This window comes from Amycolatopsis sp. lyj-109, from assembly GCF_046548995.1.
Taxonomy (GTDB): Bacteria; Actinomycetota; Actinomycetes; order Mycobacteriales; family Pseudonocardiaceae; genus Amycolatopsis.
This window is the reverse complement of sequence record NZ_JAJPWR010000023.1, coordinates 1-16,500: the sequence shown is the minus strand read 5'-3', so window position 1 is coordinate 16,500 and position 16,500 is coordinate 1. Positions and strand designations below refer to the sequence as shown.

At 74.4% G+C, this 16,500-nt stretch carries 3 protein-coding genes; all 3 read left to right on the top strand.

All coding sequences use genetic code 11. From position 1 onward, the window contains the following. Positions 1–81: 81 nt before the first annotated feature. Positions 82–1,563, top strand: coding sequence for an FAD-binding oxidoreductase (locus ACLJQF_RS37655; RefSeq protein WP_410615059.1), 1,482 nt, complete (start codon positions 82–84; stop codon positions 1,561–1,563). A gap of 22 nt (positions 1,564–1,585) precedes the next feature. After that, positions 1,586–4,333, top strand: coding sequence for an acyltransferase domain-containing protein (locus ACLJQF_RS37650; protein ID WP_410615058.1), 2,748 nt, complete (start codon positions 1,586–1,588; stop codon positions 4,331–4,333). 38 nt (positions 4,334–4,371) lie between these two features. Beyond that, positions 4,372–16,500: type I polyketide synthase (locus ACLJQF_RS37645; protein WP_410615057.1), on the top strand; the 12,129-nt coding region annotated here is incomplete at its 3' end.

The window sequence follows — 16,500 nt, the reverse complement described above, 5'->3', positions numbered from 1 at the left end:
TAGGGGTTGGAGCGGCCGTCGGCGCCACCGTAGTGTTCGGTGAAACTGGGGAATGACTTGAGCGCGGAATGAGGGCGATCGATGGGTGCGGTGACCGTTCTGCCGGAGGACGCCCGATACGCCGATCTCGTGCGCGGGGTCAACCAGCGCTGGGTCGGCAAGCCCGACTACGTCCGCGTGCCGACCTCCACCGAAGAGGTGGTGGAGGCGGTCGGCGCGGCCGTGCGCGAGGGACGGCGGATCGCCGTCCGCAGCGGCGGTCACTGCGTCGAGGAGATGGTCGGCACATCCGACGTCCAGGTGGTCATCGATCTGTCCGAACTGAACCGCATCGGCTTCGACGCCGAACGGGACGCCTTCTTCGTCGAGCCCGGCGCGACCGTGGGCCAGGCCTACCGGACGCTCTACAAGCGCTGGGGCGTCACGATCCCGGCCGGTTCCTGCCCGAGCGTCGGCCTGGGCGGGCACATCGCGGGCGGCGGGTACGGCCCGCTGTCGCGCAAGTTCGGCTACGTCTCCGACCACCTGTACGCGGTCGAGGTGGTCGTGGTCGACGCGGATGGCACGGCCCGCGCGGTGATCGCGACCCGCGACGAGAACCACGATCTCTGGTGGGCGCACACCGGCGGTGGCGGCGGCAACTTCGGCGTCGTGACGCGCTATTGGCTGCGGACCCCCGGCGCGGCCGGTGCCCCCGAGGCGCTCCTGCCCACCCCGCCCGCCCGGCTGCTGGTGCAGCAGGACGTCTGGGTCTGGGACATGCTCGACGAAGCCGCGTTCACGCGCCTGCTGCGCAACCACGGCGAGTGGTACGAACGCAACAGTGACCCCGGCTCCCCGTACGAGGACCTCTACAGCGGCCTGTGGTGCGGGACGCGCGCGTCCCAGTTCGTCGCTATGTCGACACAGATCGACAGTGCCGCCCCGAACGCGGCCGGCCTGCTCGACGACTACGTCGCCGCGATCCGCCGTGACCTCGGCGTCGCCCCGGCGCTGAGCAGCCGCCAGGAGCTGCCCTGGCTGCACGCGACGTCGTGGGGCGGCATCGCCGACAGCGGCGACCACACGCTGAGCTTCAAGATCAAGGCCGCCGACCTGCGGAAACGCTGCACCGACGAGCAGGCCGCGAAGCTGTATGAGCACCTGCTGCGCGAGGACTACGGCAACCACCGCGCCGGCGTGATGTTCGTCGGCTGCGGCGGCCGGATGAATGCCCTCGCGCCGGACGAGACGGCGATCGCGCAACGGGACAGCATCCTCAAGCTCGTCTACTCCACGCACTGGGACGCCTCCGAGCAGCCGGAGCCGCACCTGGCGTGGCTGCGCGAGTTCTACGCCGACGTCTACGCGGAGACCGGCGGCGTGCCGGTGCCGGACGAGCGGACCAACGGCTCCTACGTGAACAACCCGGACTTCGACGTGCAGGACGAGCGGTGGAACGGCTCCGGACTGGCCTGGCACGAGCTCTACCACCAGCACAACTACCCGCGGCTGCAGGCCGTCAAGGCGCGGTGGGACCCGGGCGACGTGTTCCGGAACCCGTTCTCCGTGCGGCTCCCCTGAGCCCGACCCCGGGAGGTAACGAGTGGCCACCCCGACCCTGACCACCGAGCACGAGCACACCGGCAGTGGTCACGACGTCGTGCCGCTGATCGTCTCCGCGGACAGCAAGGCGGGCCTGCGGTCGAAGGCCCACCGCCTCGCGCGGTACCTCGCCGACCACCCGGACACGCCGTTCGAGGCGTTCGCGCGCTCGGTCGCGGCCGAGGACACCGGGCGGGCGCACCGGGCCGTGTTGCTGGCCGGGGACCGCGACGGTGGCCGGCGCGGGCTGGAAACCCTGGCCGCCGGGCAGAACCCGCCCGACGTCGTGCGCGGCAGCGCCCGGCGCGCCGAGCGGGTCGTGTTCGTCTTCCCCGGCCAGGGTTCGCAGTGGCCGGGCATGGCGCTTGATCTGCTGGAGTGGTCGCCGGTGTTCGCCGCGGAACTCGCCCGCTGCGACGCCGCGCTCGCCCCCTTCGCCAATTGGTCCATTATGGACGTCCTTCGTGGACGGCCCGATGCGCCGACGCTCGAAGACGGCGCCGACGTCGTGCAGCCGGTGCTGTTCGCGGTGATGGTGGCGCTGGCCGCGCTGTGGCGCGCGCACGGTGTCGAGCCGGCCGCCGTCGTCGGGCACAGCCTCGGCGAGGTGGCCGCCGCCTGCGCGACCGGTGCTCTTTCGCACGCGGACGGCATGCGCGTGGCCGCTCTGTGGAGCAGTGCGCAGGCGACCCTGTCCGGCCGCGGCGACATGATCTCGGTGCCGCTGCCGGTGGCCGAGGTGCGCGCCCGGCTGGCCGGCCGCGACGGGCTGGACCTCGGCGCGGTGAACGCGCCGTCGTGGGTGGTCGTCTCGGGCGATTCCTCGGCGGTGGAGGAACTCCTGACCGAGCTGACCGCCGAGGGCGTGCGGGCCCGGCGCATCCCGGTCGGCCTGGCCGCGCACTCGCGGCACATCGACGACATCCGCGAGCGGCTGCTGGCCGACCTCGCCCCGCTGACGCCGTCGTCCACCGTGGTCCCGTTCCACTCGACGGTGACCGAAGGCCCCCTCGACACCGCCGCGCTCGACGCCGGCTACTGGTTCCGGAACCTGCGCAACCCGGTCCGCTTCGACGAGGCCACCCGCGGGCTCGTCGAGCAGGGTCACGGCGTCTTCGCCGAGATCAGCCCGCACCCGGTGCTCACGGTCGCGGTGCAGGACACCGTCGACGCGCTCGACGGCCGGGCCGTCGTCCTCGGCACGATCAGCCGTCGCGAGGACGGCCCGCGCTCCTTCCTCGGCTCGCTCGCCGCGGCCTACGTCTCCGGCGCGAGTGTCGACTGGACCGCGGCCTTCCCCGGCGCGGTCGAACGCCTGGCCCTGCCCGGTGCGGGCACGGACGACACGGTCGCGGCCGCCGGGCTGCTCGCCGCCGGGCACCCGCTGCTCGGCGCGGCCGTCGAACTCGCCGAAGACGGCGGGTGGCTGTTCACCGGCCGCCTCTCGGCCGCGCAGCACCCGTGGCTCGCCGGGCACACGGTGCTCGGCCGGACCGTGCTGCCGTCGTCGGTGCTCGTCGAACTCACCCTGCACGCGGCGTCCGAGCTGGGCTGCGCCCGGATCGAGGAGCTCACCCAGCACCTGCCGGTCGTCTTCGCCGAAGAAGCGCTCTGCTTCCAAGTGCGGATCGGCCCGGTCGACGACGCTGGGGCGCGCCGGATCGGCGTGTTCGCCCGGCCCGACTCGGTCGGCGGGGCCCAGGGCGGGCCGTGGACCCGGCACGCCACCGGGATCATGGCCGAAACCGCGGGCTCGGCGGCTGCCCCGGAGCCCCTGGCCTGGCCGCCGCCGGGTGCGGTCGCCGAGGACGCCGGCGCCGCCCGGGACCGCCTGCGGGCCTACGGCATCGAGCTGGGCCCCGAGTTCGGCGGCCTGACCGGTGCCTGGTCGCTCGACGGCGAGCTGTTCGCCGAGGTGGTGCTGCCGGCGCCGGCCGGGAGCGGCGCGGGCTACGGCATCCACCCGGCGCTGCTGGACTCCGCGCTGCAGGCGGTCGCCCTGTTCCCCGCCGCGGCGGAGTCCGACGGCTGGCTCGCGACCTCGTGGAGCGGGCTCGCCCTGCACACGGCCGGGCCTTCGGCGTTGCGGGTCCGGGTACGTGCCACCGGACCGGATTCGGTCTCGGTTTCGGCCACCGACCTCGTGGGACGGCCGGTGTTCACCGCCGAGAACGTCGTGCTGGGCGCGCTGCCGCAGGAGTACGTCCGGGCGCCGCACACCGAACCGGCCGGCCGGGGCAGGCCAGACGGCGGGTTCGCCGCGAAGGTGGCCGCGCTGCCCGCGCCTGCCCGCGCCGAACTGCTGCTGGACCTGGTCCGCGAGCACACCGCAGCGGTGCTCGGCCGAGATATCGACGGCGGCGACGACACCTTCACCGAACTCGGTTTCGAGTCGCTGACGGCGGTGGCGCTGCGCAACCGGCTCGCCGAGGCGACCGGGCTGAAGCTGCGCACCACCCTGGCCTTCGACTACCCGACCCCGGCCGCCCTGGCCGGGCACCTGCTGGAAGCGCTGAGCCCCGCGGACTCCGACGTGCTGGCGGATCTCGACCGGCTGGAGGCGGCGCTGTTCGGCGAGCCGGGCGGCCCGCCGCTGCACGGCCGGGTCAAGGTCCGGCTGCGGGACCTGCTGTTCCGGCTGGACGGCGCGGTGGACGAGCGCGACCCCGAACCCGGGGATGCGCCGCTCGACGCCGCGTCGGACGACGAAATCTTCGCACTGCTCGATCGGGAGCTCGACCTGTCCTGAGACGGGTCCGGCGGACAACGCAGGAGAGTTGACGGCACATGGCGAACGAGGACAAGCTCCGCGACTACCTGAAGCTGGCCACGGCGGACCTGCGCCAGGCCAAGCAGCGGTTGCGGGACTTCGAGGCGCGGGAGACCGAGCCGATCGCGATCGTCGGCATGGGCTGCCGCTTCCCGGGCGGGATCGACACGCCGGAAGCGTTGTGGCGCCTGGTGTCCGAGGGCGAGGACGTCATCGGGGACCTGCCCGCCAACCGGGACTGGGCGTCGCTCTACGACCCGGATCCCTCGCGGCCGGGCACGTTCTCCATGCGCGGCGGCGCGTTCCTGCACGACGCCGACCGGTTCGACGCCGGCTTCTTCGGTATCTCCCCGCGCGAGGCCCTCGCCATGGACCCGCAGCAGCGGCTCCTGCTGGAGACGTCGTGGGAGGCCCTCGAACGCGGCGGCATCGACCCGCGGACGCTGAAGTCGAGCCGCACCGGCGTGTTCGTCGGGGCCATGCAGCAGAACTACGCGCCGAGCTCGCACCGGGTCCCCGAATCGGTCGAGGGCCACCTGCTCACCGGCACCATCACCAGCGTCGCCTCCGGCCGGATCGCCTACGTCCTCGGCCTGGAGGGGCCCGCGGTCACCGTCGACACCGCGTGCTCGTCCTCGCTGGTCGCCCTGCACTGGGCGGTGCAGGCGCTGCGCCGCGACGAGTGCTCGCTGGCGCTGGCCGGCGGCGTGACGGTGATGGCGACGCCGGGCATCCTCATCGAACTCAGCCGACAGCGCGCGCTCTCACCGGACGGTCGCTGCAAGCCGTTCTCCGCGGACGCCGACGGCTTCGGGGCCGCCGAGGGCGCCGGGATGCTGGTCCTGGAACGGCTGTCCGACGCCCAGCGGCACGGGCACCCGGTGCTCGCGGTCGTGCGCGGCTCGGCGGTCAACTCCGACGGCGCGTCGAACGGGCTCAGCGCTCCGAACGGGCCGTCGCAGGAGCGGGTCATCCTCGACGCGCTCGCCGACGCCCGGGTGGCGGCGAGCCAGGTCGACCTGATGGAGGCGCACGGCACCGGCACCCCGCTCGGCGACCCGATCGAAGCGCAGGCGCTGCTGGAGACCTACGGCCGCGGCCGGTCGCCGGAGCAGCCGCTCTGGCTGGGCTCGGTGAAGTCGAACATCGGGCACACCCAGGCCGCGGCGGGCGTCGCCGGGGTGATGAAGGCCGTGCTGGCGCTGCGGCACACGACCCTGCCGCCGTCGAAGCACGCCGGCCGTCCGACGTCCGAAGTGGATTGGACGGCGGGCACCCTGCGGCTGCTGGACACCGGCGTCGAGTGGCCCGAACGCGACCACCCGCGGCGCGCGGCCGTCTCTTCTTTCGGCATCTCCGGCACCAACGCGCACCTCATCCTGGAGGAACCCGAGCGCCCCAAGGCGGCCTTGGTTGCGTCTGACGCACCGAAGGCCGCCTTGGTTGCGTCTGACGCACCGAAGGCCACATTGGGGCGCTTGGGGCCAGTGCCGTGGGTGGTCTCGGGTCGTACGGCGGAAGCCCTGCGGGCGCAAGCCGCAGCGCTTGCGTCCAGCGTGGCCGGGCTGGGACTGCCCGAGGTGGGATACTCGCTGGCCGTGACGCGGTCCCGGTTCGAGCACCGGGCCGTCGTGGTCGGCCACGACCGGGCCGAGCTGCTGCGCGGGCTCGCCGCCGTCGCCACGGACGCGCCGGACGATTCGGTGGTGTCCGGGGTCGCCGGGAAGCCGGGCAAGGTCGCGCTGGTGTTCCCCGGGCAGGGTTCGCAGTGGGCCGGGATGGCGCTGGAGCTGGCGGAGTCGTCGCCGGTTTTCGCGGCCCGCCTGGACGAATGCGGTTCCGCGCTCGCGTCCTTTGTGGACTGGCAGCTGCGCGATGTACTGGCTGACGCGGAGGCCTTGAGCCGGGTCGACGTCGTGCAGCCCGCGCTGTTCGCGGTGATGGTTTCGCTGGCCGAGTTGTGGCGCTCGTACGGTGTCGTGCCCGACGCCGTGGTGGGGCATTCACAGGGTGAGATCGCGGCCGCGGTGGTGGCGGGCGCGCTGTCCCTTGAGGACGGTACCCGCGTGGTCGCGTTGCGGAGCAAGGCGATCCTCGCTCTCGCCGGACGCGGTGGCATGGTCTCCGTGGCCGCGCCTCTCGCGACCGTCGAGGCGCGGCTGGCCGAGGGGCTGTCGATCGCCGCGGTGAACGGCCCGGCCGCGGTGGTGGTCTCCGGCGCGCCGGAGGCCCTCGATGCGTTGCTCGCGTTCTGCGAGGCCGACGGCATCCGCGCCAAGCGGATCCCCGTGGACTACGCCTCGCACTCCGCGCAGGTCGAGGAGATCCACGACGAGCTGCTGACCGTGCTCGCCCCGATCACGCCGCGGACGGCCGAGATCGGCTTCTTCTCCACCGTGACCGGCGACTGGGCCGAAGGCGCCGACCTGGACGCGCAGTACTGGTACACCAACCTCCGCAGCACCGTGCGGCTCGACGACGCCGTGCGGGCGCTGACCGAGCGCGGGTTCGGCACGTTCATCGAAGCCTCGCCGCACCCGGTGCTGACGATGGCCATCGGCGAGACGGCGACCGCGCTCGGCACCCTGCGCCGCGGCGACGGCGGCCTAGCCCGGTTCCAGCGGGCCCTCGGCGAAGCGCACTGCGCCGGCGTCGCGGTCGACTGGACCCCGGCCTTCCCCGGCGCGAGCCGCGTGGACCTGCCCACCTACCCCTTCCAGCGGGAAAGCTTCTGGCTGCGCACCGAGGCGGGGCACGGCGGCGAGACCGGTCCCGCCGACGCCCGGTTCTGGGACGTCGTGGACCGCGCCGACCCGGCGGACCTCGCGGGCACCCTCGGCGTGGCCGTCGACGCGCCGCTGGACGAAGTCCTCCCGGCACTGGCCGCGTGGCGGCGCCGCCGGACGGCCGAATCCACTGTGGACTCCTGGCGGTACGGGATCTCCTGGCAGCCCGCGGACCTGCCCGCCGCGACGCCGTCCGGGCGCTGGCTGGTCGTCCGCGGCGAGGACGGCACCGGCCAGGACGTCGTGGACACCCTCGCCCGCACCGCCGACGTCGAAACTCTCACGCTCACCCCGGCCGACGACCGCGCCACGGTGGCCGAGCGGCTGGCCGGACCGTTCGACGGCGTCCTGTCCCTGCTCGCCGCCGACGAGCGTCCGCACCCGGAGTTCCCGGAGAGCCCGGCCGGGCTGATCCTGACGCTCGTCCTGGCCCAGGCGCTCGGCGACGCCGGGGTCGCCGCCCCGCTGTGGGTGCTGACCCGCGGCGCGGTCCGCACCGGGCCCGCCGACGAGCTGCCGGGGATCGAGCAGTCGATGCTCTGGGGCCTCGGCCGGGTCCTCGCGCTGGAGCACGCCGACCGCTGGGGCGGTCTCGTCGATCTGCCCCCGGAACCCGGCCCGGCCGAACTCGACCGGCTGGGCCGGATCCTCGCCGCCCGCGGCGACGAGGACCAGATCGCCGTGCGGCCGGGTGGCCTCCGCGTCCGGCGGCTGCGGACCACCGGCCGGGGCGAACGGCCGCAGCACTGGCGGCCCGAGGGCACGGTGCTCGTCACCGGCGGCACCGGCGCACTCGGCACGCACGTCGCCCGCTGGCTCGCCGCGGAAGGCGCCCCGCACCTGGTCCTGACCGGCCGCCGCGGGCCGGACGCGCCCGGCGCCCGTGAACTCGCCGCCGAACTGGAAGCCCTCGGCACCCGCGTCACCCTGGCGCGCTGCGACGTCGCCGACCGCGACGCCCTCGCCGCGCTGCTGGCCGGCCTCGGCGAGCCGGTCCGCTCGGTGTTCCACGCCGCGGGCACGGTCGAGCTGCTGCCGGTGACCGAGACGGCCCTGCCGGGGTTCGCCGAGGTCGTCCGCGCGAAGGTCGCCGGGGCCCGGCACCTCGACGAGCTGCTCGGCGACGACCTCGACCGGTTCGTGCTGTTCTCCTCGATCGCCGGGGTCTGGGGCAGCGGCGACCACGCCGCCTACTCCGCCGCCAACACCTTCCTCGACACGCTGGCCGAGCGTCGCCGGGCCCGCGGTGCCACCGCGACGTCGATCGCCTGGGGCGTCTGGGCGCCGACGGAGATCGAGGGCCGGGGCGGGATGTCCGAGGGCGTCGACCCCGGTCAGCTGGCCCGCCGCGGGCTGCCGCTGATGGACCCGGCCACGGCGATCACCGCCCTGCACGAAACCCTAGGTCACGACGAGACGTTCACCGTGCTCGCCGACGTCGACTGGGCTCGGTTCCTGCCGGTGTTCACCGCCGGCCGCGCCCGGCCGCTGTTCGACGACCTGCCCCAGCTCAAGCGACTGTCGGAACCCGCCCGGCCGGAGCCGACGCCGCCGGCCGCGCAGCTCGCCGGGCTCTCGGGCGACGAAGCCGGGCGGGCGCTGCTGGACCTGGTCCGCGCCCAGGCCGCCGCGGTGCTCGGGCACGCGAGCGGCGACGCCGTCGAGCCGGACCGGCCGTTCACCGACCTCGGCTTCGACTCGCTGACCGCGCTCGACGTCCGCAACCGGATCGCCGCCGCGACCGGCCTGCGGCTGCCCGCGACGCTCGTCTTCGACCACCCGACGCCGCTCCGGCTGGCCGCGCACCTGCGGGAGGTGGCCCTCGGCACGCGCACCGAACAGGCCGCCGTCACCCGCGTGCCGACCGCCGCCGACGAGCCGATCGCGATCGTCGGCATGGGCTGCCGCTACCCGGGCGGCGTGCGGTCCGCGGACGACCTGTGGACCCTCGTCGCCGAAGGCCGCGACGCCATCTCCGGGTTCCCCGCCGACCGCGGCTGGGACCTGGCGAAGCTGTTCGGCGGTGACGCCGACGAGCAGGGCACGTCGACGGTCCGCGAAGGCGGCTTCCTGCACGACGTCGCCGACTTCGACGCCGGCTTCTTCGGGATCTCCCCGCGCGAGGCGCTGGCCATGGACCCGCAGCAGCGGCTCCTGCTGGAGATCGCGTGGGAGACCATCGAGCACGCCGGGATCGACCCGGTCACCCTGCGCGGCGAGCCCGCGGGCGTCTTCGTCGGCGCGAACTACCAGGACTACCACGCCCGGATGCGGGAGATCCCGGACGGCCTCGAAGGGCACCTGCTCACCGGCAGCGTGTCCAGCGTGCTGTCCGGGCGGGTCGCCTACACGCTCGGGCTGGAGGGGCCCGCGCTGACCATCGACGCGGCTTGCTCGTCTTCGCTGGTGGCGCTGCACCTGGCCGCGCAGGCCCTGCGCCGGGGCGAGTGTTCCCTGGCCCTCGCGGGCGGGGTCGCGGTGATGGTGACGCCGTCGTCGTTCACCGCCTTCAGCCGCCAGCGCGGGCTGGCCGCCGACGGGCGCTGCAAGGCGTTCGGGGCGGGTGCCGACGGCATGGGAATGGCCGAGGGTGCCGGTCTGGTGCTGGTCGAGCGGTTGTCCGACGCGCGGCGCCTCGGCCACCCGGTGCTCGCCGTGCTGCGCGGCAGCGCGCTCAACCAGGACGGCGCGTCCAACGGGCTCAGCGCCCCCAGCGGCCCGGCCCAGCAGCGCGTCATCCGCGCCGCACTCGCCGACGCCGGACTGTCCACATCGGACGTCGATCTGGTCGAGGCGCACGGTACCGGCACCGCGCTGGGCGACCCGATCGAGGCGCAGGCGCTGCTGGCCACCTACGGCCAGGATCGCGCGGAGCCGCTGTGGCTCGGCTCGCTCAAGTCGAACATCGGCCACACCCAAGCGGCCGCGGGGGTCGCCGGGGTGATCAAGACCGTGCAGGCGCTGCGGCACGGCGTGCTGCCGCGGACGCTCCACGCGGAACCGCCGTCGTCCCATGTGGACTGGGAGAGCGGGGCGGTGCGGCTGCTCGCCGAGCCGCGCCCGTGGGAGCGGCCGCGGCCGCGCCGGGCCGCCATCTCGTCGTTCGGCATCTCCGGCACGAACGCCCACGTCATCCTCGAACAGGGTGACGCCGGTCTTGTGCCGACACGCGAGCCCGCGGTGGTGCCGTGGGTGCTGTCCGCGAAGTCTGCCGAGGCGTTGCAAGCTCAGGCCGCCGCCCTCCGGGATCGTGCGGTCGAGGACAGCGTCGCCGACATCGCGTTCTCGCTGGCCGGCTCGCGCACCGGCTTCCCGCACCGGGCGGTCGTCACCGGCCATCGGGCGGCGTTGTCCGACGGGCTTTCCGCACTGGCCGAGGGGCTCCCGGCGGCGAATGTGGTCACCGGGGCGGTGGCACCCGGCCGGACCGCGCTGGTGTTCCCCGGGCAGGGTTCGCAGTGGGCCGGGATGGCCCTGGAACTGGCGGAGTCGTCGCCGGTGTTCCGGGCCTGCCTCGACGAGTGCGCTTCGGCCCTGGCGTCCGTTGTGGACTGGTCGCTGCCGGACGTGCTGGCCGATGCCGGGGCGCTGACCCGGGTCGATGTCGTGCAGCCCGCGCTGTGGGCCGTGATGGTGTCGCTGGCCGGGTTGTGGCGCTCCTTCGGTGTCGTGCCGGACGCGGTGGTGGGTCACTCTCAGGGCGAGATCGCCGCCGCCGTGGTTTCGGGGGCACTGTCCCTCGAGGACGGCGCCCGCGTGGTTGCGCTGCGCAGCAAAGCCATCCTGGCGTTGGCCGGAGGCGGCGGCATGGTGTCGGTCGCGGCATCCCCGGAAGCGGTCGAGGCGCGGCTGACCGAGGGGCTGTCGATCGCCGCGGTGAACGGCCCGGCCGCCGTCGTCGTCTCCGGCGAACCCGGCGCGCTGGACGTGCTGCTCGCCGCGTGCGAGGCGGACGGCGTCCGCGCCAAGCGGATCCCCGTCGACTACGCGTCCCACTCGGCGCAGGTCGAGCGGCTCCACGCCGAGCTCTTGGACGTGCTGGCCGCGATCCGGCCGCGGACCGGCGACATCCCGTTCTTCTCCACGGTCACCGGCACCTGGCTCGACGGCGCCGAGCTGGACGCCGGGTACTGGTACACGAACCTCCGCGAGACCGTCCGGCTCGACATCGCGGTGACCACGCTCGCCGCGGAAGGCTTCGCCACGTTCGTCGAAGCTTCGCCACACCCCGTGCTGACCACGGCGATCGGCGAGACCGAGGGGGTCGAGGCGCTCGGGTCCCTGCGCCGCGACGACGGCGGGTACGAGCGGTTCCTCCGGTCGCTCGGCGAGGCCCACGTGCGCGGGGTCGCGGTCGACTGGACGCCCGCGTTCCCCGGCGCCCACCGCGTCGAGCTGCCCACCTATGCGTTCCAGCGGCGTCGCTACTGGCTCGACGCGGGCACGGTGCCGCAGCCGGCCGCCGATCCGGTGGACGCCGCGTTCTGGGCCGCCGTGGACGGCCTCGACCTCGACGCCGTCGCGGGCACCCTCCACGTCGAACCCGGCAGTACCCTGGTCGAGGTCCTGCCCGCGCTGACCCGGTGGCGCGACCGGGCCCGCACCGCGTCCGAAGTGGACTCCTGGCGCTACCGCATCGAGTGGAAGCCCGTGGCCACGCCGTCCGCGCCGGAGCTGTCCGGGCGCTGGCTGGTCGTCGTCCCGGGCGATGACGACGCCGGTGTCCCGGCGGCTCTCGCCGCCCACGGTGCCGAGCCGATCGTGAGGTCCGAGTGCACCGGCGCCGAGGGGTACGCCGGGGTCGTCTCGCTGCTCGCCCTCGACGAAACCGCCGGAGCCACCGCCAACCTCGCGCTGGCCCAGGCGATGGCCGGGAGCGGAACGCCGTTGTGGCTGCTGACCCGCGGCGGCGTCACCGGGGACGACATCTCGCCCGCCCAGGCGATGACGTGGGGCCTGGGCCGGGTGATCGGCCTGGAGCTGCCCGGCAGCTGGGGCGGGCTCGTCGATCTCCCCGCCGAGGCGGACGCCATGACAGCGACGTTGCTCGCCGCCGCACTGTCCGGAGTGGACGCCGAGGACCAGATCGCGATCCGGCCGTCCGGGCTGCTCGCGCGACGGCTGGTCCGCGCGCCCTTCACCCCGCAGGCCGAGCGGTGGAAGCCGCGCGGCACGGTCCTGATCACCGGCGGCACCGGCGCGCTGGGCGGCCACGTCGCCCGTCGTCTCGCCGCCGACGGCGCCGGGCACCTGGTGCTGACCAGCCGTCGCGGCCCGGACGCCCCGGGGGCCGCCGACCTCGAAGCCGAACTCTCCGCGCTCGGGACGCGGGTGACGATCGCCGCCTGCGACGTCGCCGACCGCGACGCCCTCGCCGCGCTGCTGGCGGACCTGGACGGGCCGGTGCGTGCGGTCGTCCACGCCGCCGGGCTGCCGCAGGCGACCTCGGTCCTGGACACCACCCCGGCCGAGTTCGCCGCCGTGATCAGGGGCAAGGTCGACGGCGCCCGCAACCTGGACGAACTGCTCGGCGACGATCTCGACGCCTTCGTGCTCTTCTCCTCCAACGCCGGGGTCTGGGGCAGCGGCGGCCAGGGCGCCTACGGCGCGGGCAACGCCTACCTCGACGCTCTCGCCGAGCAGCGCCGCGCCCGCGGGGCCGCCGCGACCTCGGTCGCCTGGGGCTTCTGGGGCGGGGGCGGCATGGCGGGCGACGTCGAGCTGGAAGACCAGCTGCGCCGCCGCGGCCTCCGCGAGATGGCGCCGGAAGCCGCGGTGGAGGCACTCTGCCAGGCCCTCGACGCGCGGGAGGTCTTCCTGGCCGTCGCCGATGTCGACTGGGCCCGGTTCGCACCCGGCTTCACGCTCTCCCGGCGGCGTCCGCTGATCGAGGACATCCCCGAAGTCCGCGCGCTGCGGGAAACTTCCGAAGAGCCGGAGCGGTCCGCGCTGGCCCGCCGGATCGCCGGGCTGGGCGAACCCGAAGCCCGGCGGCTGCTGCTGGACCTCGTGCGCGGCCAGGCCGCGGCGGTGCTGGGGCACGACTCGGCGGCGGCGGTCCCGGCCGGACGGGCGTTCCGGGAACTCGGCTTCGACTCGCTGACCGCGGTCGAGGTGCGCAACCGGATCACCGCGGCCACCGGCCTGACCCTGCCCGCGACGGTCGTGTTCGACCACCCGAACCCGGCCGCGCTCGCCGGCGAACTGCACCGGCTGCTGCTGGGCCGCACCGGAACCGCGGTGGTCACCGCGGCCGCGGCCGTCGACGAGCCGGTCGCGATCGTGGCGATGGGCTGCCGGTTCCCCGGCGGCGTGCGCTCGCCGGAGGACCTCTGGCGGCTGGTCGCCGACGGCGTCGACGCGCTGACGGAATTCCCCACCGACCGTGGCTGGGACCTGGCCTCGTTCGGTGCCGCCGACCTCGCCGGGGTCGGCGGGTTCGTGGCCGGCGCGGCGGAGTTCGACGCGGGCTTCTTCGGCATCTCGCCGCGGGAAGCCCTCGCGATGGACCCGCAGCAGCGGGTGCTGCTCGAGACGTCGTGGGAGGTCTTCGAACGGGCCGGGCTGGACCCCGCCACCCTGCGCGGCAGCCGGACCGGCGTCTTCGTCGGGGCCAGCACTTCCGGCTACGGAGCGAACCTCGAGTCCGGTTCCGAGGGGTACCTGCTCACCGGCGAGGCACCCAGCGTGATGTCCGGGCGGCTCTCGTACACCTTCGGGCTGGAGGGCCCGGCGGTCACGGTGGACACCGCGTGCTCGTCGGCGCTGGTCGCGCTGCACCTGGCCGGGCAGGCGCTCCGCCAGGGCGAATGCGACCTGGCGCTGGCCGGTGGCGTGGCGATCATGGCCAAGCCGATGGCGTTCCTGGAGTTCGCCCGCCAGCGCGGCCTGGCCGCGGACGGCCGCTGCAAGGCGTTCGCCGACGCCGCCGACGGTACCGGCTGGGGCGAGGGCGTCGGTCTGGTGCTGCTGGAGCGGCTGTCGGACGCGCGGCGCAACGGGCACTCGATTCTCGCCGTGGTCCGCGGTTCGGCGGTGAACCAGGACGGCGCGTCGAACGGCCTGAGCGCGCCGAACGGCCCGTCGCAGCAGCGGGTGATCCGGGCCGCGCTGGCGAACGCCGGTCTGTCCACTTCGGACGTCGACGCGGTCGAGGCGCACGGCACCGGCACCCGGCTGGGCGACCCGATCGAGGCGCAGGCGTTGCTGGCCACCTACGGCCAGGACCGCGACGAACCGCTGTGGCTCGGCTCGGTCAAGTCCAACCTGGGCCACACGCAGGCCGCGGCCGGGATGGCCGGGGTGATCAAGACGGTCGAGGCCCTGCGCCACGGCGTCCTGCCGCGCACCCTGCACGTCGACGCGCCGTCGTCCCAGGTGGACTGGTCGGCCGGGGCGGTCGAACTGCTCACCGAAGCCCGCGGCTGGCCGGAGCGCGACCGGCCGCGCCGCGCCGCCGTCTCGGCGTTCGGCGTCAGCGGCACCAACGTGCACACGATCCTGGAGCAGGCGCCCGGCGTCGCACCGGCCCCCGAACCTTCGCCGACGGACGCGGTGCTGCCGTGGGTGCTGTCCGCGCACGACGAGGATGCTCTCGCCACCCTGACCGCGCAGGTCCGCGAGCTGGCCGCCAACCCGGTCGACATCGGCTTCTCGCTGGCCACCACCCGGGCCCGGCTCGGCCGCCGCGCGGTGCTGCTCGGCGACGACGTCGTCACCGGCACCGCCGACCCGGACGCGGTGCTGGCCGTGCTGTTCACCGGCCAAGGCGCCCAGCGAGCCGGCATGGGCCGGGGCCTCCACGAGCGGTTCCCGGTCTACGCCGAAGCGTTCGATGCCGTGCTCGCGCACTTCGGCCCGGAGCTGCGCGCGGCCTTCGACGACGCCGAGCTGCTCGACCGGACGGAGTTCACCCAACCCGCACTGTTCGCGGTCGAGGTCGCGCTGTTCCGGCTGGCCGAGTCGGTCGGCGTCCGGCCGGATTTCGTGGCCGGGCATTCGATCGGCGAGATTTCGGCCGCCCACGTCGCCGGGGTGCTCTCGCTCGAAGACGCCTGCCGCCTGGTCGCGGCCCGGGCCGCGCTGATGCAGGCCCTGCCCGCCGGTGGGGCGATGGTGTCGATCGCCGCTTCCGAGGCCGCCGTCCTGTCCGTTGTGGACGGTTGTGACGGCGTGTCCGTCGCGGCGGTGAACGGCCCGTCGTCGGTGGTGATCTCCGGGGTCGAAGCCGTGGTGCTGGACATCGCCGCCGGATTCGCCGCGGACGGCGTCAAGACCAAACGGCTCACCGTGAGCCACGCGTTCCACTCGCCGCTGATGGACCCGATGCTGACGGAGTTCCGCGCGGTCGCCGAAACCCTGACCCACCACCCCGCCGAAATTCCGGTGATCTCGAATGTGAGCGGTGCTCTCGCCGAGCCGTTCACGGCGGACTACTGGGTCCGGCACGTCCGCGAGGCCGTCCGGTTCGCCGACGGTGTCTCGACCCTGAAGGCCGCCGGTGCCGGAATCTTCCTCGAACTGGGCCCCGACGGGGTCCTCAGCGCGCTGGTCGACGGCATCGCCGTCCCCGCCCTGCGGCGCGACCGCTCCGAAGAGAGAGCACTGCTCTCGGCATTGAGCACTGTTCACGTCCACGGTATCGACGTCGACTGGGCCGCGTTCTTCCCCGGCGGCCGCCGCATCGACCTCCCGGCCTACCCGTTCCGGCGCGACCGCTACTGGCCACGCGCCGGGGCGGCCCGCGGCGACCTCGGGGCGGCCGGCGTCGGTGCGCTCGAACACCCGCTGCTCGGCGCGGCGGTCGAGCTGGCCGGCGACGAGGGCATCGTCCTCAGTGGACGGCTGTCGCTGGAGACGCACCCGTGGCTGGCCGGGCACGCCCTGTCCGGCACGGTCCTGCTGCCCGGCACCGCGCTGCTCGAACTGGTGGTGCAGGCCGGTGACCAGGCCGGCTGCGACGTCGTCGACGAGCTGACCTTCGCCGCGCCGCTGGTCCTCCCCGCCCGCGGCGCGGTCACCGTCCAGGTCTCGGCCGGCCCCGCAAGCGCCGACGGCCGCCGCCCGATCACGGTGTCCTCCCGTCCCGCCGGCGCCGACGCCGCCTGGACCCGGCACGCCACCGGCAGCATCAGCGTCAGCCAGGGGGCACTTTCACGTGAAAGTGCCCCCCAGTGGCCGCCGCCGGCCGAGACCCCGTGGCCGCCGGGCCGGCGCAGTGATGCCCCTCCAATCACGTGTGATGCCTCGCCAATCACGTGTGATGTCCCTCCAGACACGTGTGATGCCTCGCCAATCACGTGTGATGTCCCTCCAGACACGTGTGATGCCTCGCCAATCACGTGTGATGTCCCTCCAGAC

Bases quoted from the DNA above. Each gene is read 5' to 3' on its own strand.
- ACLJQF_RS37655 (WP_410615059.1), top strand. From the start codon at position 82: ATGGGTGCGGTGACCGTTCTGCCGGAGGACGCCCGATACGCCGATCTC.